Source organism: Lysobacter korlensis (assembly GCF_042434515.1).
In genome coordinates, this window is record NZ_JBHLTG010000006.1 from 306,236 (window position 1) to 325,953 (window position 19,718).

Below are 19,718 nucleotides of genomic sequence, written 5' to 3' on the forward strand. Positions count from 1 at the left end.
CACGGGAGGTCGCGTGGAGCATCCGGTCATGTACTCCGGGAACGACTTCGGGCTGGCCGAAGTGCGCCGGACCTGCCTGGCGCTGCCCGATGCGCACGAGACCCTGACCTTCGGCCGCCCCTGGTTCCGTGTGAAGAAGACCTTCGCCGTATTCGGCGGCGGCACGAAGGGACCGGAGAGCCAGACGTTCCCCTCCGCGGTGATCTTCCTGCCGGATCCCGACACGCGGCTTGCACTGCTGCAGGACCAGCGCGCCTTCGTGCCCGCGTACTTCGGTCCGAACGGCTGGATGGGCCTCGACCTGACCGCGGAGCCTGTCGACTGGCAGGAGATCGCCGAGCTCATCGAGGAGTCCTACCGCAACACCGCGCCGAAGCGCCTCGTCGCCCTCCTCGACCGCCCCTGACCCGACGCGCCTGCGGCAGCGGCGGTTCAGCGCGGTAGCTCGACCCCGCCGAGGCCCGCTCCGATCTCGGCCAGCACCGCGTCGAGGTCGTACTCATCCGCAGTGTCGACGTGCACCACCGGACCGACGGCCAGCGGCTCGGGCGGGTGCTTCTCCCACTCCGGGTGCTCCGACAGCTCCCAGCCGGGCGTGTGCACCGGATGCCGGTCACGGTCCTCGTACCGTTCCGCGGCGACGTCGGCGGGCACCGCGCACCACACCTCGACGACCGCCGGGCTTCCGGCCGCCTCCAGTCCCCGCTCGACGTGCCGCAGGTCCCGGTGCTTCCACCAGAACGACTCGATCACCATGCCGATGTCCGCCGCACCCGCGACTGACCACAGCGTGTCCATCGCGATCCTGCCGAGACGTTCCGCAGGCACCGCGGGGCCGGTCAGATCGGCGAGGGCCTCCTTCACCGCATCCTTGGACAGCAGCGGCCAGCCGAGGCGGAACGCGATGTCCTCGGCAAGCGACGTCTTGCCGGATGCGGGCAGGCCGTTGATCAGGATGAGCGAGCTGGTCATGCCGTCATCCTGCGAGAGCATCCGGGGAATCGACTGCGCGTCGTCGCCGCGTTCAGGGCGCTAGTGGTGGCTCGGTGTGTCGGCCGGAATCCAGTCGCCGGTCGCCAGGTACTGCACCTTCTTCGCGATCGAGACCGCGTGGTCGGCGAAGCGCTCGTGATAGCGCGACGCCAGGGTGGAGTCGACGGTGTCCACCGCCTCGCCCTTCCACGTCGCCCCCAGCACCTGGTCGAAGACCGAGATGTGCAGCGCGTCGACCTTGTCGTCCTCGTTGCGGATCTCCTCGGCGAGGCGCGGGTCCTGGGTGCGAAGCAGCTGGACGAGCTTCTTCGCGATCTCGACGTCGAGTGCGCCCATGTTGGCGAACGTGTCGCGGAGGCTCGAAGGCACCACCTTGTCCGGGAAACGGTAACGGGCGAGCTGGGCGATGTGCTCGGAGATGTCGCCCATCCGCTCCAGATTGGCAGAGATGCGGAGGGCGCTCACGACGATCCGCAGGTCGCGGGCGACCGGCTGCTGCCGGGCGAGGATGTTGATTGCCAGCTCATCGAGCGCGATCGCCAGTTCGTCGATCTTGTCATCGTTGGCGATCACCTGCTCCGCCAGCGTGATGTTCGACTCGTTGAAGGACTCGGTGGCATCCGTGATCGAGGTGACCACCAGCTCCGAAATCTCGACGAGGCGGTCCTGCACCTCACGAAGCTCCTGCTGGAAGACCTCACGCATGGTTCCTACCTCATTCCTCACCGCGCCTGGCACGCTCTCTGCAACACTGACCGGTGGCAGTGAACGCGCAATGCCGCGACGGTGAACACTCGGTGAACCAGCGCGCACGAACGCCGTTCCGGCCTCCTTGGCCGTTTCGTGCTCACTAATCTAGTCGCTATGGACCCCACCTGGCTGGTGCCCGTGTCGCTGGCGGTGGGCATCATGCTCGGCGCGCTCGTGGTCATCGTGGTCGTCGTGGCGGCTCAGCGGGGCGAACGCGCGGCTGCAGTCGCGACGTCTGGAGTCCCGGACGGCGTGAATCAGGTGCTCGAAGCGCTGGAGTCGGCCGGCATCGTGGTGGATCCGTCGAACAACGTCGTCCGAGCATCCCCAGGAGCGATGGCGCTCGGCCTGGTCCGTGGCGGTGCGGTCGCGCACGCGCCCCTGCTGGCCCTCGTCGACAGAGTCCGGGACAGTGACGAGCCGGTCACCGAGGATCTCACGGTGCAGCGAGGACCGTTCGGCGACGCAAGCCTTCACCTCTCGGTGCGCGGCGCCCGGCTGGGGTCCCGCTACGTGTTGCTCCTCGCAGACGACCACACCGAAGCGAAGCGTCTGGAGGAGGTGCGGCGCGATTTCGTGGCGAACATCAGCCACGAGCTGAAGACCCCGATCGGCGCCGTGGGCTTGCTCGCGGAGGCCCTCGAGAGCGCGTCGGAGGATGTCACCCAGGTGCGCCGCTTCGCCGCCCGGCTGCGCGTCGAATCGGACCGGCTCGCCCAGATGACGCAGGAGATCATCGAGCTCAGCCGTGTGCAGGCGATGGACATGGTCGAGAAGGCGGATCTGGTCAGTATCGACGCGGTCGTCGCACGGGCCCTGGACGGCAACCGCGTCCCCGCCGAAGCCGACGGCATCCGGCTCATCACCGGCGGGACGCCGGGCCTCAAGGTTTACGGCGACGAGAACCTGCTCACCACCGCCGTGCACAACTTGATCGCCAACGCGATCCAGTACTCGCCCAAGGGATCGCACGTCGGCATCGGTGTGCGGTCCACCGACGGTGTGGTGGAGCTGTCCGTCACGGATCAGGGCGTCGGCATCCCCGAGGAGGAGCTCGGCCGGGTGTTCGAGCGCTTCTTCCGTGTCGACCCCGCACGCAGCCGGCACACCGGTGGCACTGGCCTCGGCCTGAGTATCGTCAAGCACGTGGTGCAGAACCACGGCGGCGACATCCGGGTGTGGTCGCAGAAGGGCCATGGATCCACCTTCACCATCCGACTTCCCTCCGCGCCGGAGGCACCGACCGCACAAGGAGCCAGATCTTGACCCGAATCCTGATCGTCGAGGACGAGCAGTCCCTCAGCGAGCCGCTCGCCTATCTGCTCACACGGGAGGGCTACGAGACGGCGATCGCTGCCGACGGGCCGTCGGCGGTGGCAGAGTTCGACCGCGCGGGCGCCGACCTGGTGCTGCTCGACCTGATGCTGCCCGGCCTGCCCGGCACCGAGGTGTGCCGAGAGCTGCGGCAGCGCTCGGCCGTGCCGATCATCATGCTGACGGCGAAGGACAGCGAGGTCGACATCGTGGTGGGCCTCGAGCTCGGGGCCGACGACTACGTGACGAAGCCGTACTCCACCCGCGAGCTGCTCGCCCGCATTCGCGCGGTGCTCCGCAGGCGGATCGAGCTCGACGTGGACGACGATTCGGTGCTCGAGTGCGGGCCGATCCGCATGGACATCGAGCGCCACACCGTGAGCGTCGACGGTCGAGACGTGCCGATGCCGCTGAAGGAGTTCGAGCTGCTCGAGTTCCTGCTCCGCAACGCCGGCCGGGTGCTGACCCGCGGACAGCTGATCGACCGCGTGTGGGGCAGCGACTACTACGGCGACACCAAGACCCTCGACGTGCACGTCAAGCGCATCCGCTCGAAGATCGAGAAGGTGCCGTCCGAGCCGGCGCTGCTCATGACGGTGCGTGGACTCGGCTACCGGTTCGAGGCCTGACCGCCTATCCGCCGTCCTCCAGGGTGGGGAACCCGGTCACAACCTCGACGATCACCATGCCGTCGTCGTAGTCCAAGCGGCTGAGGATCGGTTCGAGGGGCGCTGGGTCGAGCACCTCGAGCAGCACGGCGTTCCGCTTGACGTCGACGGACGATCCGGCCGGCACGCCTTCTCGCCAGATCGCCTCTCCCAGGTCCCGCTGCAGCGACTCGAGGTCGGCCAGGGAGTGCGCGACCGTCTTCCAGGCCACCGGAGCGTCGAGCGCGGCTGCGATCCTCGCCGCTCCCTCGGGGATGTGCGAGGCCGTGGAGGCGATGACCATGCGGAATTCCGGCTCGTGCTCGATCCACAGGCCGCCGAACGATTCGCCGAGCTCCCTCGTGATGAGGCTCCGCTTCCCGCGGTCGGCGGCCTGCGCATCCAGCCGGGCGACTGCCTCGGCGACCGAGACTCCATGCGCGACCGCGTACCAGGCAGCATCCGGCTGACCGAGCGCGTCCGCTTCCGCGAGCAGTTCCGGTGGGATCTCCGGCCCGCCGTTCGTCGGCGTCCCGCCCGCGGTGCCGGCATCGGCGCGGCCCTGCTCACTGCTCGGGCTGGGCTCACTCGTCGGGCCGGTCTCACTGGTCGGGCTAGCCGGAGCGGTCGACTCGGACGCGATCGACGCCATCTGGGCGCACGCCGTGAGCGCGACCGAGACGAGTGGGACGACGACCGCAGCGATGTGCGGCCGACGGGCGCGCGGGAACGTGCTCCGACGAGCCATCACGCCCACCTCCGCACCACAGCCGTTGTGGCCGAGCACTCATCGTGGCGAGGTGGAGCGCAATCGGCAAGACCAACGTTTCGAGCTCGTCCGGCGTCGCGATCCCCGCGTCAGCCGTCGGTGGGCGGCTGCTCCGCGCCCTCGTCCTCGCCGGGAGCCGGCTCGGTGGGAGCCTCCTCGGCGGGCACACCGGGCTCGGCGGTCGCGTTCGGGTCAGCGGTGGCGTCGGGGTCGGCCGGCGGAGCGGTCTCCTCGGGTGGGACCACGGGCTCAGGCTCGGGCGTCGGAGTCGGCGACGGCACCAGCGCGGCGTACTCCGCGAGGCCCGCGTCGAGCACCGGCACATTGAGCAGGCGACCCGGCTCGTCGCCGTACTGCACGTAGACGGGCAGAAGGCTGCCCGGTGTGACGTCGAGCCCCTCGAACACCAGCTGCTCGCCTCCGGCGCCGACGGAGGTGAACTGCCCCGCCGGAATCCGGACCTGCTCCCCGGTTCCACCCTCGGTCAGGCTCACGTTGAGGCGCACGTTCTCGTCGCCGCTGTTGGTGGCGGCGAAGATCAGAGCCGCCCGCTGGCCGTCCTCGGTGATGGCCAGCATGTTCCGGACCTGCACGTCGCCGATGGTGGTGCCGACACCGTCGCTGGGGTCGTATTCCTCGAGGGTGGCGATCTCGGCGACGAACGTGCACCCGGTGGTCGCCAGCAGGAGCGCCCCAGCCAGTGCGGCCGTCAACGTCGCGCGTCTTCTCACGAAACCCTCCGTCTGCAATGCAAGTCGCCCCAAGTCCGGCTGGAAGCCTAGCCTACCGAGCGCCGCCGGGGCCCTGGACGGGCCGGAGGGGGGAAGTGCCCTGTGGTAAACTTGGGTTTCTCTTGGAAGGACCATGTAATGCAGTTTGAGGTCGGCGAAACCGTTGTCTATCCCCACCACGGTGCAGCAACCATCACAGAGGTCAAGACCCGAATCATCAAAGGCCAGGAGAAGCTCTATCTGAAGCTGAATGTCGCCCAGGGCGACCTGACCATCGAGGTTCCCGCCGAGAACGTCGACCTTGTCGGCGTGCGCGACGTGATCGGCCGCGAAGGCCTGGACCGCGTGTTCGAGGTGTTGCGCGCTCCGTTCACCGAGGAGCCCACCAACTGGTCCCGCCGGTACAAGGCCAACCTCGAGAAGCTCGCCTCGGGTGACGTCATCAAGGTGTCCGAGGTCGTCCGCGACCTGTGGCGCCGCGACCAGGACCGCGGACTCTCCGCCGGTGAGAAGCGGATGCTCGCCAAGGCCCGTCAGATCCTGATCTCCGAGCTCGCGCTCGCGGAGAAGACCGACGAGGAGAAGGCGTCGACCGTGCTCGACGAGGTGCTCGCCTCCTGAGCCGAACCGTGGCGCCGACGGTCGCCGTGATCCTCGTCGCCGCGGGCAGCGGGGCGCGGCTCGGCCGGTCGGTGCCGAAGGCGTTCGTCGAGCTGGCCGGATCGCCGATCCTGGCGCGCGCGGTGGACGGTGCGCTCTCCGCTGCCGAGCCTGCGCAGGTGATCGTCGTCGCGCCTGCGGAGCTGATGGACGAGGCCAGGTCGGTCGCGGTCCGCGCCGCCGGTCCATCGGCGACGGGGTACCTCACGCTCGTCGCCGGTGGCGCAACGCGTCAGGCATCCGTCGCCGCTGGTCTCACCGCGCTGGCACCGGAGATCGAGACGGTGCTGGTGCACGATGCCGCACGGTGCCTCGCGCCGCCGGAGCTCTTCGACCGGGTGGCGGCGCGCGTGCAGAGCAGTGGCAGGGCCGTCATCCCGGCGCTTCCTGTGACCGACACGGTGAAGCGCGTGCAGGACGACGTCGTGCTGGAGACTGTGGACCGATCCGAGCTGCGGCAGGTGCAGACCCCGCAGGGCTTCCCGCGTGCCGCGCTGGTCGACGCCTACGCGCGGGCTGACCGGGAGTACACCGACGACGCCGCGGTCGTGGCGGCGGCGGGCGTCGCGGTGCTCGTCGTCGACGGATCGGATCGCGCGTTCAAGATCACCACGCCGTGGGACCTGCAACGGGCGGAACGCCTGCTCGAGGAGCCCGCCGGCGCCCTCGAAGGGCTCCGCACCGGGATCGGTGTGGATGTGCACGGCTACGACACCGCTGTGCCGCTGTGGCTCGGCGGCGTGCACTGGCCGGACGAGCCCGGGCTGGCGGGGCACAGCGACGGCGACGCCGTCGCCCATGCCATCTGCGACGCGCTGCTGTCGGCGGCCGGGCTGGGCGACATCGGCGGCCGTTTCGGCACCGCCGAGGACCGGTTCAAGGACGCCCGCGGCGACGTGTTCCTCATCGAGACACTCGCGCTGGTGACCCATGCGGGATACCGGGTCGGCAACGTCGCGGTGCAGCTGATCGCCAACGCGCCCAGGTTCGCGCCGCGACGTGCGGAGATCGAGCGGCACCTGAGTGAGCTGCTCGGCGGTCCGGTGAGCGTCTCGGCCACCACCACCGACGGCCTCGGCTTCGCGGGCCGCGGCGAGGGTGTGACCGCGATCGCCACCGCGCTGCTGCTGCCGGCGCGATAGCCCCCCAGTCACATCGACCCCGCCGTCCGGCCCGCTCGGTAGGCTGTGCCGGTGACGATTCGCATCTACGACTCCAAGGAACAGGCGCTCGTCGACCTGGTTCCGCGCGTCGAGGGCAAGGTCGGCATGTACGTCTGCGGACCGACCGTGCAGTCGTCGCCGCACATCGGCCACCTCCGCAGCGCCCTCGTCTACGACCTGTGGCGCCGCTGGCTCAGCATGCGCGGGTACGACGTGACGCTGGTGCGGAACGTCACCGACATCGACGACAAGATCCTCGCCAGCGCATCGACGCTCGGCGGGCAGCCGGCGCTCGAGCAGTGGTGGGCGCACGCATACCGCTACGAGCTCGAGTTCACCGCCGGGTACAACCGTCTCGGCATCCAGCCGCCGACCTATGAGCCGCGTGCCACGGCCAGTATCGCCAACATGATCGAGCTGATCGGTCGGCTCATCGAGCGCGGGCACGCGTATCCGGCCTCCGACGGCTCCGGCGACGTCTACTTCGACACCGGCTCGTGGCCGAGCTACGGCGAACTCACACGGCAGAAGCCGGAGGACATGGTCGCCGCGACGGACGCGGATCCGCGGGCCAAGCGGGAACCGCGCGACTTCGCCCTCTGGAAGGGCTACAAGCCGGAGGAGCCGGAGTCCGCGGCTTGGCCGTCCCCGTGGGGAGCGGGCCGGCCCGGCTGGCACATCGAGTGCTCCGCGATGTCCCGCCGCTACCTCGGCGAGGCGTTCGACATCCACGGCGGCGGCCTCGACCTGCGGTTCCCGCACCACGAGAACGAGCTGGCCCAGTCGTCGGCCCTCGGCTTCGACTTCGCCAAGTACTGGGTGCACAACGGGTTGGTGAACGTTCACGGCCAGAAGATGTCGAAGTCGCTCGGCAACTCCATCTACGCCGCTGAATTCCTCTCCCTCGCGCGGCCGATCGTCATCCGCTATTACCTCAGCTCCGCCCACTACCGCTCCACCATCGACTACCACGATGGCGCGTTGGAGGAGGCAGAGGCCGCCCTCGACCGGATCGAGGTGTTCCTCCGCCGAGCCGGTCAGCGGCTCACCGGCACCCGGTTCGCCGGCGTCGCCGCCCCCGTGCTGCCCGCCGCGTTCGCGGAGGCGATGGACGACGACCTGTCGGTGCCGCAGGCCCTCGGCGTGCTGCACGAGCAGGTGCGCGCCGGCAATGCCGCGCTCGATGACGAGAACCTCGACGCCGCGGCGCGTGCGATGGGCGAGGTGACCGCGATGACCGAGGTGCTCGGGATCAACCCGCTGTCGCACGAATGGGCGTCCACCGGCACCGAGCACGCCGCCGAGCGGGCACTCGCCGCACTGGTCGAGCAGCTGCTCGCCAGCCGCGAGCAGGCTCGGCAGAACCGCGATTTCGCGACGGCCGACCGCATCCGCGACGAGCTCGCCGCGGCGGGGATCGCGGTCGAGGATGCGGCAACCGGATCACACTGGAGGATCGATGGCTAAGCCAGGCAAGCCGGGCGGCCGCAAGGCGAAGAAGGGCCCCACCGTCGGCACCGGCGGCCACGGGCGCAAGGCGCTCGAGGGCCGCGGGCCGACGCCGAAAGCCGAGGACCGCACCTACCACGTGGCGGGCAAGCGGAAGGCGGCGCAGGAGCGGCTCGACGCCGCACGCTCGCGAACCGGCAAGAGCGACCGCGAGCGGCCGCAGCAGCGCACTCAGCGCTCGTCGCGCTCGGGCGCCGGCGACGCGGAGATCGTCAGCGGGCGGAACTCCGTGGTCGAGGCGCTGCGGGCCAAGATCCCGGCCACCACGCTGTACATCGCCGCGCGCGCCGAGATGGACGACCGGATGAAGGAATCCATCGCGGTGGCCACTCACCGCGGCATCCCGGTGCTGGAGGTGATGCGGCCCGAGCTCGACCGCCTGACCGGCGCGGACGCCGTGCACCAGGGCGTCGCGCTCAAGGTGCCCGCCTACGAGTACGCGCACCCGATCGACCTGCTCGAGGACACCATCCAGTCGGGCACCACGCCGCTGTTGGTCGCACTCGACGGGGTCACGGACCCGCGGAATCTCGGTGCGATCATCCGCTCCGTCGCCGCTTTCGGCGGGCAGGGCGTGATCGTGCCGCAGCGCCGGTCGGCCGGTGTCACCGCCGCCGCCTGGAAGACCTCCGCCGGAGCCGCGGCGCGCATCCCGGTCGCCATGGCGGCGAACCTCAACTCGACGCTCAAGGCGTTCAAGGAGCGCGGCGTCTTCGTGCTCGGCCTCGACGGCGGCGGGGACACGGCACTGCCGGAGCTCGCGCTGGCAGGGGAGCCGGTGGTGCTCGTCGTGGGCAGCGAAGGCAAGGGGCTGTCGCGCCTCGTCACCGAGAACTGCGACGCCGTCGTCTCGATCCCGATCACCTCCACGACGGAGTCGCTGAACGCAGGCATCGCAGCGAGCGTCGCCCTCTACGAGATCTCGAAGCTGCGCGCGCAGCGGGCCGGGTAGTACTCAGGGACCGAATTACCTCAATCGGAGATGCCGAAGCGGGCGTGCAGGCGTCGCAGCGGGGCAGGCGCCCACCACATGACCCGCTCCTGCCAGGTCATGACTGCGGGGACGAGGAGGCAGCGGACGAGTGTGGCGTCGAGGAACACCGCGACGGCCAGCGCAGTGCCGAGCTGCTTGATGATCATCAGCTCCCCAGTGGCGAAGCCGGCGAACACCACCACGATGATGAGCGCCGCCGAGGTGATGATCCGCCCCGAGCGCTGGAGGCCCGTGGCGATCGCCTCCCGCGACGGCACCCCCGCGTCCGCCTGCTCCTTGATGCGGGAGAGGATGAACATCTCGTAGTCCATCGCCAGCCCGAAGCCGAAGACCAGCACCAGGGTGATGACGAGCACGTCGACGCCCGCGACATCCGCCGGGTCGAAGCCGAGCAGCCAGCCGAGATTGCCCTGCTCGAACCCCCACACCAGCACGCCGATGGAGGCGCCGAGCGACAGCGCGCTCACCACCAGAGCCTTCAGCGGGATGATGATCGACCCGGTCATGAGGAACAGCAGCACGACGGTGCCGAGGATCACGATGAGCGCAACCCATCCTGAGCCGGCGAGCAGCGAGTCGGCGAAATCGGCGGTGTGCGCGTCGACACCGGTGACCCAGTTGCGCATCTCCGGCCGATCTTCGCGGATCTGCCGCACGGCGTCGCCGCCCCGCTTGTCCTCGACTCCCACATCCGACACCCAGAGCCCATTGCGCTCCACCGGGTCGGCGACCGAGCGCACCGGGTCGAGCCCCTCGACCTCCGCTGCCCACTCGCGCGCCTGCGACTCGGTGCCATCCGAGACGAGCGCGACGCGCGGCTGCGCGGCGCTCGGGAACTCCTCCCGCAGCTCGGTCAGGAACGTGTGCTGCGTCGACGACGGCGGGATGGCGTCCGCGCTGGTGTTGGCCAGCCGCAGGTTCGGCAGGGCGCTGCCGAGCAGCACCAGGAGCGCGGCACAGAGCATCGTGACGACGGCCGGTCTGCGCTGCACGCGACGGGCCAGCCGGGAGAAGAGCCCCTCTTCCGGGGCGACGTCCCCGAGTCGTCCGAGCACCCGGCCGAGGCCGGGCAGCCGGGTGAGGAGCCCTGGGCGGATGAGCCGGTCGCCGATCAGGGCCAGCACGGCGGGAACGAGCGTCAGCGCGAGGGCGACGCCGAGCATGGTCACGGATGCGGCGCCGACGGCTATTGCGCGGATGATGCCGGGTTCCAGCACGACGAGGCCGAGCGCCGCCACACCGAACGTGACGCCCGAGAACAGCACGGTGCGGCCCGCGGTCGCCGCCGTGCGGCCGATCGCGTCGATCCGCGTCTGCCGCCGGCGCTCCTCGGCCGGCACCGTCTCAAGCGCAGCGCGGTACTCCTCCCGGAACCGGCTGACGATGAGCAGCCCGTAATCGATCGAGAGACCGAGGCCCACCACCGTGACGACGTTCAGCACGTTCGTGCTGATGTCCATCAGATAGCTGAACCCGTAGAGCGCCCCCAGCCCGCCCAGCATGGACGCCATCGCCGCCGCGAGCGGCAGACCTGCGGCCAGGAACCCGCCGAACACCAGCAGCATCACGGCGAGCGCGATCGGCAGCGCCACGGCCTCGCCGCGGGCCAGGTCGCTCTCGGAGATCTCGGTCAGGGAGTCGACGAGGAGCTGCCGGCTCCCGACCTCCGCGGTGACGCCCAGCTCATCCCGGATGTCCCGGGCGCCGTCCTGCAGGATCTCGGTCGCCCGCTCGAGGTCGGCGTCGTCCGCGGAGCTCGCCACCAGCAGCATCCCCCGGCCGTCGTCGGCGGACAGGGCGGCCAGCTCCGGCGGCGCGGCCACACCCGGCGGCAGCTGCACGGCCAGCGGATTCGCCACCTCCACCGCGAGCGGCTCCAGCTCCTCGGCGATGCCCTCGATCAGGCCCGACAGTTCGGTGGAGGCAGGATCCACCCCGTGGACGAGCAGGGTGACCGTGTCGCCCGCCGAGTCGTCGAGGAGCTCATCAGCCTCCGTCGCCTCGCCGGAGATGCTGAACGCGTCGCTCGTCAGCCGGGCGAAGATGTCGGTGCCGAACGCGCCGAACACCAGCGCCCCGCAGAAGCCGCAGACCAGCAGCCACGCGGCGATCGTGCGCAGCGGATGCCGGGCGGCTGCCCGCCCGAGCCGTTCGAGCACTGCGATCTACCGCCGCCGCGCGACGGCCCGCGGTCGCCCCGCCGCGGTCATCAAACTTTCGCTCGCCAGTCGTCCTCGTCGCCGGCGCCCTGCACCTCGACCGGCATGGTGAGCACCCCGGTCACCGGGTACATGACCGTCGCCTCATCCCGCCGGTGGCGCAGCACCGTGTCGATGTAGGAGGTGAGGGCCTCTGAGAGCGGGATCTCGCGCGTCTCGTTCTGCGACATGTACCAGCGGTGGTCGAGGAGCTGGTGGAACACCTCGGCCGGCTCCAGCTTGCCGCGCAGATCACGGGGGATGGCGCGGACGATGGGTTCGAAGACGCGCGCCAGCCACTCGTGCGCGACGACCTCCTCGTCCATGTCCTGCCTGCCGGTGGTCGCCCGGTACGAGTCGAGGTCGTTGAGCAGACGGCGTGCCTGGTTCTCCTGCGCGTCGAGGCCGGTGAGCCGGAGCAGCCGCCGGGAATGGTGCCCCGCGTCCACCACCTTGGGCTGGATGTGCACCTGCGTGCCGGTCTCGTCGGTGCGGATGGACAGCTCTTCGATGTCGAACCCGAGCGCATTCAGCCGTTCCACCCGCTGGGCGATCCGCCACCGCTCCGACTGGTCGAACTGCTCCGCGCTGGTCAGTTCGCTCCAGAGCATCCGGTACTGCGACACGATGCCGTTGCCGACGTCGACCGCGTCGATGTTCTCGTCGAGCCTGCCGCCTGCCTGCAGGTCGAGCAGCTCGCCGGCGATGTTCACCCGGGCGATCTCCAGGTCGTTCTCGCGCTGCCCGTTCGAGAGCCCACCGCTGTACAGCTGACCGGTCTCCGCGTCGACGAGGTATGCCGCGAAGGAGCCCGCGTCGCGGCGGAACAGTGTGTTCGACAGGGACACGTCACCCCAGAAGAACCCGATGTTGTGCAGGCGCACCAGCAGCAGCGCGAGGGCGTCGACGAGACGCGTGGCGGTCTCCGGCCGGAGCGTCTGCGAGTAGATGGCGCGATAGGGCAGCGAGAATTTCAGGTGCCGGGTGACCAGCACCGACTCGAGCGGGTTGTTGTCGTCATCGTGGCGGTTCGTGATGACGGCCACCGGGTCGACGCAGGGGATCTCCATCCGCTGCAGCGTGCGGAGCATCTCGTACTCCCGCCGTGCGAGCTCAGCGGACGTCTCCTTGATGGCGACGACGTAGCCGCCCAGGTGCACGAAGCGCACGAGGTGGCGGGAGATGCCCTTCGGGAGCGCCGCGATGGTGTCTTCCGGCCACTCCTCCAGCGGGAGGTTCCAGGGCAGGTCGAGGAGGCCAGGGTCCACCGTGGCCGACGTGATGTTGAGAGAGCCGCTCATGAGTGTTTCCGAGCCTAGTCTTCCGGCGCGGGACCCGCGGGAACGCGGAAGCGGCCGCACCCGAGGGGTGCGGCCGCTTCTTGCTCGAACCGGATCAGCCGGCGGCGATCGCAGCCTTCGTCAGGCGCTCGCCGGTCACCTGGTCGAAGACGTGGATGTGCTGCGGCTTCGGGGTGATGAAGATGCGGTCGCCGGCCAGCGGGTGGCTGCGTCCGTCGACGCGGGCGACGACGTCGACGCGCGAGCCGCCGACCTCGGTGTGACCGTAGAGGTAGCCGTCGGCGCCGAGCTCCTCGACCACGTCCACGTCGACCTGCAGGCCCTCGCCGCTGGATGCGACGAGCACGTCCTCCGGGCGGATGCCGACGGTGACGGTGCCGGAGCTCGCGTGCTGGAGGGCGTCGCGCTCGGTCGCCGCGACCGCGGTGCCGAACTTGATGCCGCCTTCGACGATGTCGGCCGGGAACAGGTTCATGGCCGGGCTGCCGATGAAGCCGGCGACGAAGATGTTGTTCGGCTTCTCGTACAGGTCACGCGGGGTGCCGACCTGCTGCATGATGCCGTCCTTGAGGACGGCGATCCGGTCGCCCATCGTCAGGGCCTCCGTCTGGTCGTGCGTGACGTAGACGGTGGTGACGCCGAGGCGGCGCTGGAGCGACGCGATCTGGGTACGGGTCTGCACGCGGAGCTTGGCGTCGAGGTTCGACAGCGGCTCGTCCATGAGGAACACCTGGGGCTGACGCACGATGGCGCGACCCATGGCGACACGCTGACGCTGACCACCGGAGAGGGCCTTCGGCTTGCGGTTGAGGTACGGCTCCAGGTCGAGCAGCTTCGCGGCCTCGAGGACGCGGCTCGCGCGCTCCTCCTTGTTGACGCCGGCGATCTTGAGCGCGAAGCCCATGTTCTCGGCGACGGTCATGTGCGGGTACAGCGCGTAGTTCTGGAAGACCATCGCGATGTCGCGGTCCTTCGGCGGCACGTCGGTGACGTCCCGTTCGCCGATGAGGATGCGGCCGTCGTTGACCTCCTCGAGGCCGGCCAGCATGCGGAGGGTCGTGGACTTGCCACAGCCCGAGGGGCCGACGAGGACGAGGAACTCACCGTCCGCGACCTCGAGATCGATCTTGTCGACTGCCGGGACCGTGGACCCCGGGTAGAGGCGCGTGGCCTTGTCGAACGTCACTGTTGCCATGGGATTGCTTCTCCTTCACCGGCAGGTACGTGCCGGACGATCCGTTGTGAATGGATGTTTTCAATGTCGCCATTGCCATGGGCGCCTGCGACCATCCTCCTTAGTATGCCATCGCGCGCCGCAAGCCGTGAATCCAGGGAAGCCAGGGTGGTTTGGGTAGGCTGTTTCCAGCCGCCGCTTGGCTTGCTCCCAGCGACGGCGATCACGTTGTCGGCAGACCGCCGGCGCGAGGCGGCGAGCTGCTGCCCCCCAAATCGGAAGCGAGACCTTGATGACGAACGCAGGCCCGGGTGACCGCCTGACGAAGAATCAACGCCGCGAAGCCGCGCGCGAGAAGGCCCGCCAGCTGCGCGATCAGCAGAAGAAGAAGGAGAAGCGCAACCGCATCCTCCTGCAGGGTGGGATCATCGTCGGATCCCTCGCCATCATCGCGGTGATCGCGCTCGTGCTGGTGAACTCGGTGCGCCCGGCGGGCCCGGGACCTGCGAACATGCTGAGCGGCGGCATCCGGATCGGCCAGGACTTCGAGGTCGTGGAGACGGCCGCCATGGAGCCCGGTGCAACGCCGACCCCGGTTCCGCCTGCGGAGGGAGAGGACGGCGAGCAGCCGATCAACATCCAGATCTTCCAGGACTACTTCTGTCCCGTCTGCCGCGCGTTCGACGAGGCCAATCGGGAGCAGATCGCATCGCTGATCGAAAGCGGAGCGGTGACGTACGAGATCCACCCGATCTCCTTCCTCGATCGGGTGTCCCTCGGAACGCGGTACTCCAGCCGTGCCGCCAACGCCGCGGCCTGTGTCGCAGACAAGTCGCCGAACAGCTTCTGGGAGTTCGACGAGGCGATGTTCGCGAATCAGCCAGCCGAGCAGACCGCCGGGCTCTCGAATGAGGAGCTCGTCGACATCGCGCTCGGCATCGAGGGAGTCCAGGCGCCGGATGCCATCGAGGACTGCATCGAGGACGAGGAGTTCAAGAACTGGGTGACCGACATCACCGCGTACGCCCAGAACTTCGGCGTGCCGGGCACCGATGTCAACGCGATCCAGGGCACCCCGACGGTGCTGGTGAATGGTCTGCAGTACCAGGGCTCGCCCAGCGACGCGGCCGCGTTCCAGGCGTTCGTGGCGCAGGCCGAGGGGCAGGTCTTCAATGAGGAGTCGACGCCCACCCCGACACCGACGCCGACATCCTGACGCACTGCGCCGCGGCGGCCCGTCCCGACCTGGAGTCGGAAGCGGGCCGCTGAGCGCGGTCGAGCATTCTCGGAGCCCCCTGTCGGGTTCGAACCGACGACCCCCGCTTTACAAGAGCGGTGCTCTGGCCAACTGAGCTAAGGAGGCGGGCAGTGCACCTCGATCCTATGAGGACCGAGGGCACTGTCGAGGTCCCGGCGGGCACACGGCCACCGGTTCCGGCTACTCCTGTTCCTTGAAGTTCAGGGAAAGCGAGTTCATGCAGTACCGGTCACCCGTCGGGGTGCCGAAACCGTCGTCGAAGACGTGACCCAGGTGGGAGCCGCAGTTCGCGCAGCGCACCTCCGTGCGCACCATGCCGAGGGTGCGGTCCTCGAGCAGCTGCACGGCCTCGGGCCGGACGCTCTCGTAGAAGCTGGGCCAGCCGCATCCCGAGTCGAACTTGGTGCCGCTCTTGAACAGCTCTGCGCCGCACGCCGCACAGGTGTAGAGGCCGGCGCGCGACTCGTCGAGCAGCTCACCGGTCCACGGCCGCTCGGTGCCGGCCTGCCGCAGGACGGCGTACTGCTCGGGGGTCAGCTCGCGCCGCCACTCCTCGTCCGTCTTCTGCACTTCGTATGCCATCGTTCTCTCCTCGTCGACTGTCCTTAACCTTAAGCGCGGGTCCACCCGGTCTGTTCCCGGGAGACGAACCGCGACGACGGCGAGGGAAGGCGGCCGGATGACCGAGACGGCTGACTGGTACCACCGCTTCGGCGGGCAGGACGCGCGTGGAAGCTCGCCGCTCTACGAGGAATGGGCACTCGCCGCCGCCGAGGACGACGAGGTGCTCCGCCTGCTGGAGCAGCTGCCGCTCCAGCAGCGGTCGCCGGTCATCGTCTTTGGGGTCGCCCGGCTGCTCGGCGCCCCGGAATCCGAGTGGCATCGCTTCCGCGCGTGGCTGGTCGACTCCTGGCCGGTGGTCGCCCACGAGGCGCGCTCACGCGGCGTGCAGACGAACGACCCGCGGCGGTGCGCCGCGCTGCTCCCCCTACTGGCGACGCTCGACGGGCCGCTCGCGCTTGTCGACATCGGCGCATCCGCCGGACTGTGCCTCTATCCGGACCGGTACGCCTACCGCTACGACGACCGTCCGGTGCTCGGGAACTCCACGGTGCTGCTGGAGTGCACGACGAGCGGGGCAGTCCCGGTGCCGGACCGGCTGCCGGAGGTCGCCTTGCGGGTCGGCGTCGACCGGACCCCGCTGCTGCTCGACCGCCCGGACGACATGCGCTGGCTCGAGGCGCTGCTCTGGCCCGAGCAGCACGAGCGGCGGGCGCTCCAGCGGGCGGCGATCGAGCTCGCACGCACGGACCCGCCCACCATGTTCGAGGCCGATGCGATCACCGGGCTGGCCGTCGCATTGGCGGGGATCCCGCGGGGCGTCCGGCCCGTCGTGATCACGACCGGGGTGCTCGTCTACCTGCCGAGGGCGGAACGGATGCGGTTCATCGAATCGGTGCGCGCGGCCGGCTGCGACTGGATCGCGCTCGAGGCGCCCGCGATGCTGCCCGACGCTGCCGCGCGGCTGCGGGTGCCGGTGCACCCCGATGCGCGATTTCTGCTGGCGCTCAACGAGCGGCCGGTGGCGTTCACCGCACCGCACGGGACGCGCCTGCACTGGCTCGGCGACGGCGACCTCGCCAGCGGCTGACGAGCGGCAGAGGCGGTCCGCCCGCGGTCTTGCCGGATCCCCGCGAGGCACCCCGGGAACCGGCCCGCGCGACCGTAGTGTGACATCCGGTGCCGGCCGCGAGGACCCGTGCGCCGTCGGACGGGAGGAGAGCGGATGGAGCCGATGCTCGACCCCGATCGGCTCGTACCCGCCCCGGCCGGCGCACTGACCGAGCGCGATCGCGAGATCCTGGAGATGGAGCGCCGGGAGTGGCGGTCGCCCGGTGCGAAAGAGCTGGCCGTCCGCACGGAGCTCGGCCTCTCGGCGGCCCGTTACTATCAGGTGCTGAACGCGCTGCTGGACTCGCCCGAGGCGCTGCGTGCCGATCCCATGCTGGTGAAGCGGCTGCGGCGCATCCGGGACGCCAGAGTGCACGCGCGCCGCATCCGCCAGTTCCGCGCTTCCGCGGCCGGCAGCGATCACGAGTAGGACGATGGCGCAGTACCCCAAGGACCAGTTCGACGACCTTCCGCGCGGCATCGCCCGGGTGGGCGCGCATCGTGCCGACATCCGAACGCGCCGCGGCTGGTTCTGGTTCGGGTGGGCGGCGCTCGCCTGTGGCGTGCTGGTGGTGAGCGGCGTGGTGGCGCTGTCGATCATGAACGGCACGCTCCCGTTCGGCCCCTCGAACGCCGGGAGCACCGGCGCCCCGACGGCCACGCCGACCTCGCAGGCGGAGCCGGTCACCGACCCGACGACCATCGACGACTCACTCGAGCTCACCATCACCGTGCTGAACGGCACACCGGTGGAGGGGCTGCAGGACACCGCAGGCGACATCCTGGCCGGTCAGCAGTGGCCGGTCGGCTCGCGCAACGTCGCAGTGTCGAGCGACGTCGAGCAGACGACCGTGTACTACAACTCCGCGGAGTTCGAAGGCATCGCGCGCGGCGTGCTTGCGGCGCTCGGCGGCGTCGGCGCGGTGGAGCTCTCCGACGCGTACCTCGGCGCTCCGATCACGGTGGTGCTCGGCGCCGACTACGCCGAGGCGGGCGCAAGCTGACGTTCGTGAGCGGCCGCCGTATTTCCGCCGCGTTACGTCGCGTGACCGCGGTGTAACGACCTCACCCTTTTCCGCGTGAGCACTGGTGTCGCAGGGGTGCCGCTCCGCTACGATCTGGTGCTGGTCGCCTCCCGGCTCGCTGGAAGCACAAGCGCCCGGAGGCGCATTCCGTCCGAACCACCCGTCGACCACAGGCATCACAGCAAGGAGTGGCAGATGGCCAACGGCACGGTCAAGTGGTTCAACGCCGAAAAGGGCTACGGGTTCATCACCGTCGAGGGCGGACAGGACGTGTTCGTCCATTACTCCGCGATCGACATGAGCGGATACAAGGTGCTCGAGGAGGGCCAGCGGGTCGTCTTCGAAGTCGGCTCGGGAGCCAAGGGGCCGCAGGCCGAGGCCGTGCGCCCGGCCTGACGCTCGATCCCGAACGCAGCGCGAGTCCGCATCCGCCGTCCGAGCGCCCGCCGCTAGTCTTTCGCACGTGTCTGGGGGGATTCGAAGGGGTGGGTTCGGCGTGCGCACCGCGCGTCTGCGCTGCGCCGTTGTGGCGATCACCGCCGGGAGTGCGATGCTGGCGGTGGCCGGATGCGCCGAGCCGGAGCCGGCCCCGGCACCGACGCCGACGTTCGTGCCCGGATACGTCGAGCCGGCCACCGTGCTGTTCGCACCGCTCACCGGGACGCAGGCCGGCACCGGCGACGCCGCTGCGCTGGCGCTCGCCGGCCCGTCACTCGCGGTGAAGATCGACAATCATCCCGCCGCCCGGCCACAGGTGGGCATCGAGCGCGCAGACCTCGTGTTCGAGGAGCTCGTCGAGGGCGGCCTCACGCGGTATGTGGCGGTGTGGCATTCCGACGTGCCCGACGAGGTCGGGCCGGTTCGCTCCATCCGGCCCATGGATCCCGACATCGTCGCCCCGCTCGGCGGCGTGGTGGCGTACTCCGGCGGGCAGCCGAGCTTCGTGGAGCTCATGATGTCGACCGAGGTGGTGAACGCTGTGCACGGCGATCCGGGCACCGAGTCGACCTTCTTCCGTACGCCGGCGAAATCCGCACCGCACAACCTGCTGGTGAAGGCGGCGGAGCTGCTGGCGCAGCACGCGGCGGTCCCCGCGCCGGCGCAGCAGTTCGCCTATGCCGACTCCACCGCCGGTGCGACCGCCGCCAAGGAGGGTGTCCGCGGCGCCGGGGTGGCGCTCGACTTCGGGAGCGGCGTCTCCCGCCCATCGTGGGCGTGGGACGCCGAGCGCCGGAAGTACCTGCGGTCGCAGGACGGCGCCCCGGATCTCGACTCCAGCGGCACGCAACTCGGCGCAGCGAACGTGCTGGTGCTGCGGGTGCCGGTGAGCGCGGGGCTCGGTGTGCCGAAGACCGAGCTGGTCGGGAGCGGCACGGCGTGGGTGTCCTCAGGTGGGGCGACGGTGAAGGCGGCGTGGAGCAAAGAGTCGGCCGCGGCGCCGATCCGCCTCGTGGACCAGCATGGAGTGGTCGTCCGGCTCGCCCCCGGCAGCACCTGGATCGAGCTGCTTCCCGAAGGTGGAACGGCACGGCTGGTCGAGTAGCCGCGCACAGGCCGGGGC

The 19,718-nt window shown here is 69.9% G+C and carries 21 protein-coding genes and 1 tRNA gene; 13 read left to right on the forward strand and 9 right to left on the reverse strand.

What is annotated here, in order from left to right; translation table 11 throughout:
- Positions 1–13: 13 nt before the first annotated feature.
- A complete protein-coding gene (locus tag ACFFGH_RS23830; RefSeq protein ID WP_386672991.1) occupies positions 14–406 on the forward strand; it encodes an MmcQ/YjbR family DNA-binding protein in 393 nt (130 codons plus the stop codon).
- A gap of 26 nt (positions 407–432) precedes the next feature.
- Here ACFFGH_RS23830 and ACFFGH_RS23835 read toward each other — a convergent pair whose 3' ends face one another.
- Positions 433–972 (reverse strand): P-loop nucleotide/nucleoside kinase family protein, encoded by a 540-nt coding sequence (locus tag ACFFGH_RS23835; RefSeq protein ID WP_386672993.1) that lies wholly within the window; start codon positions 970–972, stop codon positions 433–435.
- A gap of 60 nt (positions 973–1,032) precedes the next feature.
- On the reverse strand, positions 1,033–1,698 hold the full coding sequence (gene phoU, locus ACFFGH_RS23840; protein ID WP_386672995.1) for a phosphate signaling complex protein PhoU: 666 nt from the start codon (positions 1,696–1,698) through the stop codon (positions 1,033–1,035).
- A 159-nt stretch (positions 1,699–1,857) separates the two neighbouring features.
- Here phoU and ACFFGH_RS23845 point away from each other — a divergent pair, with 159 nt between their 5' ends.
- Positions 1,858–3,009, forward strand: coding sequence for a sensor histidine kinase (locus ACFFGH_RS23845; RefSeq protein WP_386672997.1), 1,152 nt, complete (start codon positions 1,858–1,860; stop codon positions 3,007–3,009).
- Positions 3,006–3,686: a response regulator gene (locus ACFFGH_RS23850; RefSeq protein WP_386672999.1), complete on the forward strand. Its 681-nt coding sequence runs from the start codon at positions 3,006–3,008 to the stop codon at positions 3,684–3,686. Before ACFFGH_RS23845 ends, ACFFGH_RS23850 begins: the two co-directional genes overlap by 4 nt.
- Before the next feature lie 4 nt (positions 3,687–3,690).
- Here the strand turns inward: ACFFGH_RS23850 and ACFFGH_RS23855 are convergent, their stop codons facing one another.
- Entirely contained in the window at positions 3,691–4,452 is a 762-nt protein-coding gene (locus tag ACFFGH_RS23855; RefSeq protein WP_386673001.1) for a hypothetical protein, read from the reverse strand.
- A gap of 110 nt (positions 4,453–4,562) precedes the next feature.
- The gene (locus ACFFGH_RS23860) at positions 4,563–5,204 is read right to left on the reverse strand and encodes a hypothetical protein (RefSeq protein ID WP_386673003.1); all 642 of its coding nucleotides are present in this window, start codon (positions 5,202–5,204) and stop codon (positions 4,563–4,565) included.
- Positions 5,205–5,342: 138 nt separating this feature from the next.
- Here ACFFGH_RS23860 and ACFFGH_RS23865 point away from each other — a divergent pair, with 138 nt between their 5' ends.
- Genes ACFFGH_RS23865 through rlmB form a run of 4 tightly spaced genes read left to right on the forward strand, consistent with a single transcriptional unit; the run spans position 5,343 to position 9,488 of the window.
- Entirely contained in the window at positions 5,343–5,825 is a 483-nt protein-coding gene (locus ACFFGH_RS23865) for a CarD family transcriptional regulator (RefSeq protein ID WP_386673005.1), read from the forward strand.
- Between the two features lie 8 nt (positions 5,826–5,833).
- Positions 5,834–7,006: a 2-C-methyl-D-erythritol 4-phosphate cytidylyltransferase gene (gene ispD / locus ACFFGH_RS23870; RefSeq protein ID WP_386673007.1), complete on the forward strand. Its 1,173-nt coding sequence runs from the start codon at positions 5,834–5,836 to the stop codon at positions 7,004–7,006.
- Positions 7,007–7,057: 51 nt separating this feature from the next.
- Positions 7,058–8,494, forward strand: coding sequence for a cysteine--tRNA ligase (gene cysS / locus ACFFGH_RS23875; RefSeq protein ID WP_386673009.1), 1,437 nt, complete (start codon positions 7,058–7,060; stop codon positions 8,492–8,494).
- A complete protein-coding gene (gene rlmB / locus ACFFGH_RS23880) occupies positions 8,487–9,488 on the forward strand; it encodes a 23S rRNA (guanosine(2251)-2'-O)-methyltransferase RlmB (RefSeq protein WP_386673011.1) in 1,002 nt (333 codons plus the stop codon). The genes cysS and rlmB overlap by 8 nt, the downstream gene beginning before the upstream one ends.
- A 20-nt stretch (positions 9,489–9,508) precedes the next feature.
- On the opposite strand, the gene ACFFGH_RS23885 is transcribed toward rlmB, so the two are convergent.
- The 3 genes from ACFFGH_RS23885 to ACFFGH_RS23895 all read right to left on the reverse strand — a co-directional run bounded on the left by ACFFGH_RS23885 (position 9,509) and on the right by ACFFGH_RS23895 (position 14,224).
- Positions 9,509–11,689 carry an MMPL family transporter gene (locus ACFFGH_RS23885; protein WP_386673013.1) on the reverse strand — a complete coding sequence of 727 codons (2,181 nt, stop codon included), beginning with the start codon at positions 11,687–11,689 and terminating at the stop codon, positions 9,509–9,511.
- Positions 11,690–11,739: 50 nt separating this feature from the next.
- The gene (locus ACFFGH_RS23890; RefSeq protein ID WP_386673015.1) at positions 11,740–13,029 is read right to left on the reverse strand and encodes a DUF4032 domain-containing protein; all 1,290 of its coding nucleotides are present in this window, start codon (positions 13,027–13,029) and stop codon (positions 11,740–11,742) included.
- 94 nt (positions 13,030–13,123) lie between these two features.
- Positions 13,124–14,224 (reverse strand): ABC transporter ATP-binding protein, encoded by a 1,101-nt coding sequence (locus ACFFGH_RS23895; RefSeq protein WP_386673017.1) that lies wholly within the window; start codon positions 14,222–14,224, stop codon positions 13,124–13,126.
- 271 nt (positions 14,225–14,495) lie between these two features.
- On the opposite strand from ACFFGH_RS23895, the gene ACFFGH_RS23900 reads away from it, so the two are divergent.
- Positions 14,496–15,419, forward strand: a complete 924-nt coding sequence (locus ACFFGH_RS23900) for a DsbA family protein (protein WP_386673019.1) — start codon at positions 14,496–14,498, stop codon at positions 15,417–15,419.
- A 73-nt stretch (positions 15,420–15,492) separates the two neighbouring features.
- Here ACFFGH_RS23900 and ACFFGH_RS23905 read toward each other — a convergent pair.
- Positions 15,493–15,566 (reverse strand) — tRNA-Thr (locus ACFFGH_RS23905).
- Positions 15,567–15,641: 75 nt separating this feature from the next.
- A complete protein-coding gene (gene msrB, locus ACFFGH_RS23910) occupies positions 15,642–16,043 on the reverse strand; it encodes a peptide-methionine (R)-S-oxide reductase MsrB (RefSeq protein WP_386673021.1) in 402 nt (133 codons plus the stop codon).
- Between the two features lie 97 nt (positions 16,044–16,140).
- Here msrB and ACFFGH_RS23915 point away from each other — a divergent pair, with 97 nt between their 5' ends.
- The 5 genes from ACFFGH_RS23915 to ACFFGH_RS23935 all read left to right on the forward strand — a co-directional run bounded on the left by ACFFGH_RS23915 (position 16,141) and on the right by ACFFGH_RS23935 (position 19,700).
- Positions 16,141–17,112, forward strand: coding sequence for a DUF2332 domain-containing protein (locus tag ACFFGH_RS23915; protein ID WP_386673023.1), 972 nt, complete (start codon positions 16,141–16,143; stop codon positions 17,110–17,112).
- A 135-nt stretch (positions 17,113–17,247) separates the two neighbouring features.
- Positions 17,248–17,562, forward strand: coding sequence for a DUF3263 domain-containing protein (locus ACFFGH_RS23920; RefSeq protein ID WP_386673025.1), 315 nt, complete (start codon positions 17,248–17,250; stop codon positions 17,560–17,562).
- Positions 17,563–17,566: 4 nt separating this feature from the next.
- On the forward strand, positions 17,567–18,136 hold the full coding sequence (locus ACFFGH_RS23925; RefSeq protein ID WP_386673027.1) for a LytR C-terminal domain-containing protein: 570 nt from the start codon (positions 17,567–17,569) through the stop codon (positions 18,134–18,136).
- 216 nt (positions 18,137–18,352) lie between these two features.
- Positions 18,353–18,553 carry a cold-shock protein gene (locus tag ACFFGH_RS23930; RefSeq protein WP_386673347.1) on the forward strand — a complete coding sequence of 67 codons (201 nt, stop codon included), beginning with the start codon at positions 18,353–18,355 and terminating at the stop codon, positions 18,551–18,553.
- Between the two features lie 100 nt (positions 18,554–18,653).
- A complete protein-coding gene (locus ACFFGH_RS23935) occupies positions 18,654–19,700 on the forward strand; it encodes a DUF3048 domain-containing protein (protein WP_386673028.1) in 1,047 nt (348 codons plus the stop codon).
- The last annotated feature ends 18 nt before the right edge of the window (positions 19,701–19,718 follow it).

Bases quoted from the DNA above. Each gene is read 5' to 3' on its own strand.
- ACFFGH_RS23845 (WP_386672997.1), top strand. From the start codon at position 1,858: ATGGACCCCACCTGGCTGGTGCCCGTGTCGCTGGCGGTGGGCATCATG.
- ACFFGH_RS23865 (WP_386673005.1), top strand. From the start codon at position 5,343: ATGCAGTTTGAGGTCGGCGAAACCGTTGTCTATCCCCACCACGGTGCA.
- ACFFGH_RS23835 (WP_386672993.1), bottom strand. From the start codon at position 972: ATGACCAGCTCGCTCATCCTGATCAACGGCCTGCCCGCATCCGGCAAG.
- rlmB (WP_386673011.1), top strand. From the start codon at position 8,487: ATGGCTAAGCCAGGCAAGCCGGGCGGCCGCAAGGCGAAGAAGGGCCCC.
- ACFFGH_RS23855 (WP_386673001.1), bottom strand. From the start codon at position 4,452: ATGGCTCGTCGGAGCACGTTCCCGCGCGCCCGTCGGCCGCACATCGCT.
- ACFFGH_RS23930 (WP_386673347.1), top strand. From the start codon at position 18,353: ATGGCCAACGGCACGGTCAAGTGGTTCAACGCCGAAAAGGGCTACGGG.
- ACFFGH_RS23895 (WP_386673017.1), bottom strand. From the start codon at position 14,224: ATGGCAACAGTGACGTTCGACAAGGCCACGCGCCTCTACCCGGGGTCC.
- phoU (WP_386672995.1), bottom strand. From the start codon at position 1,698: ATGCGTGAGGTCTTCCAGCAGGAGCTTCGTGAGGTGCAGGACCGCCTC.
- ACFFGH_RS23900 (WP_386673019.1), top strand. From the start codon at position 14,496: ATGACGAACGCAGGCCCGGGTGACCGCCTGACGAAGAATCAACGCCGC.
- ACFFGH_RS23920 (WP_386673025.1), top strand. From the start codon at position 17,248: ATGGAGCCGATGCTCGACCCCGATCGGCTCGTACCCGCCCCGGCCGGC.
- ACFFGH_RS23925 (WP_386673027.1), top strand. From the start codon at position 17,567: ATGGCGCAGTACCCCAAGGACCAGTTCGACGACCTTCCGCGCGGCATC.
- ACFFGH_RS23890 (WP_386673015.1), bottom strand. From the start codon at position 13,029: ATGAGCGGCTCTCTCAACATCACGTCGGCCACGGTGGACCCTGGCCTC.
- ACFFGH_RS23915 (WP_386673023.1), top strand. From the start codon at position 16,141: ATGACCGAGACGGCTGACTGGTACCACCGCTTCGGCGGGCAGGACGCG.
- msrB (WP_386673021.1), bottom strand. From the start codon at position 16,043: ATGGCATACGAAGTGCAGAAGACGGACGAGGAGTGGCGGCGCGAGCTG.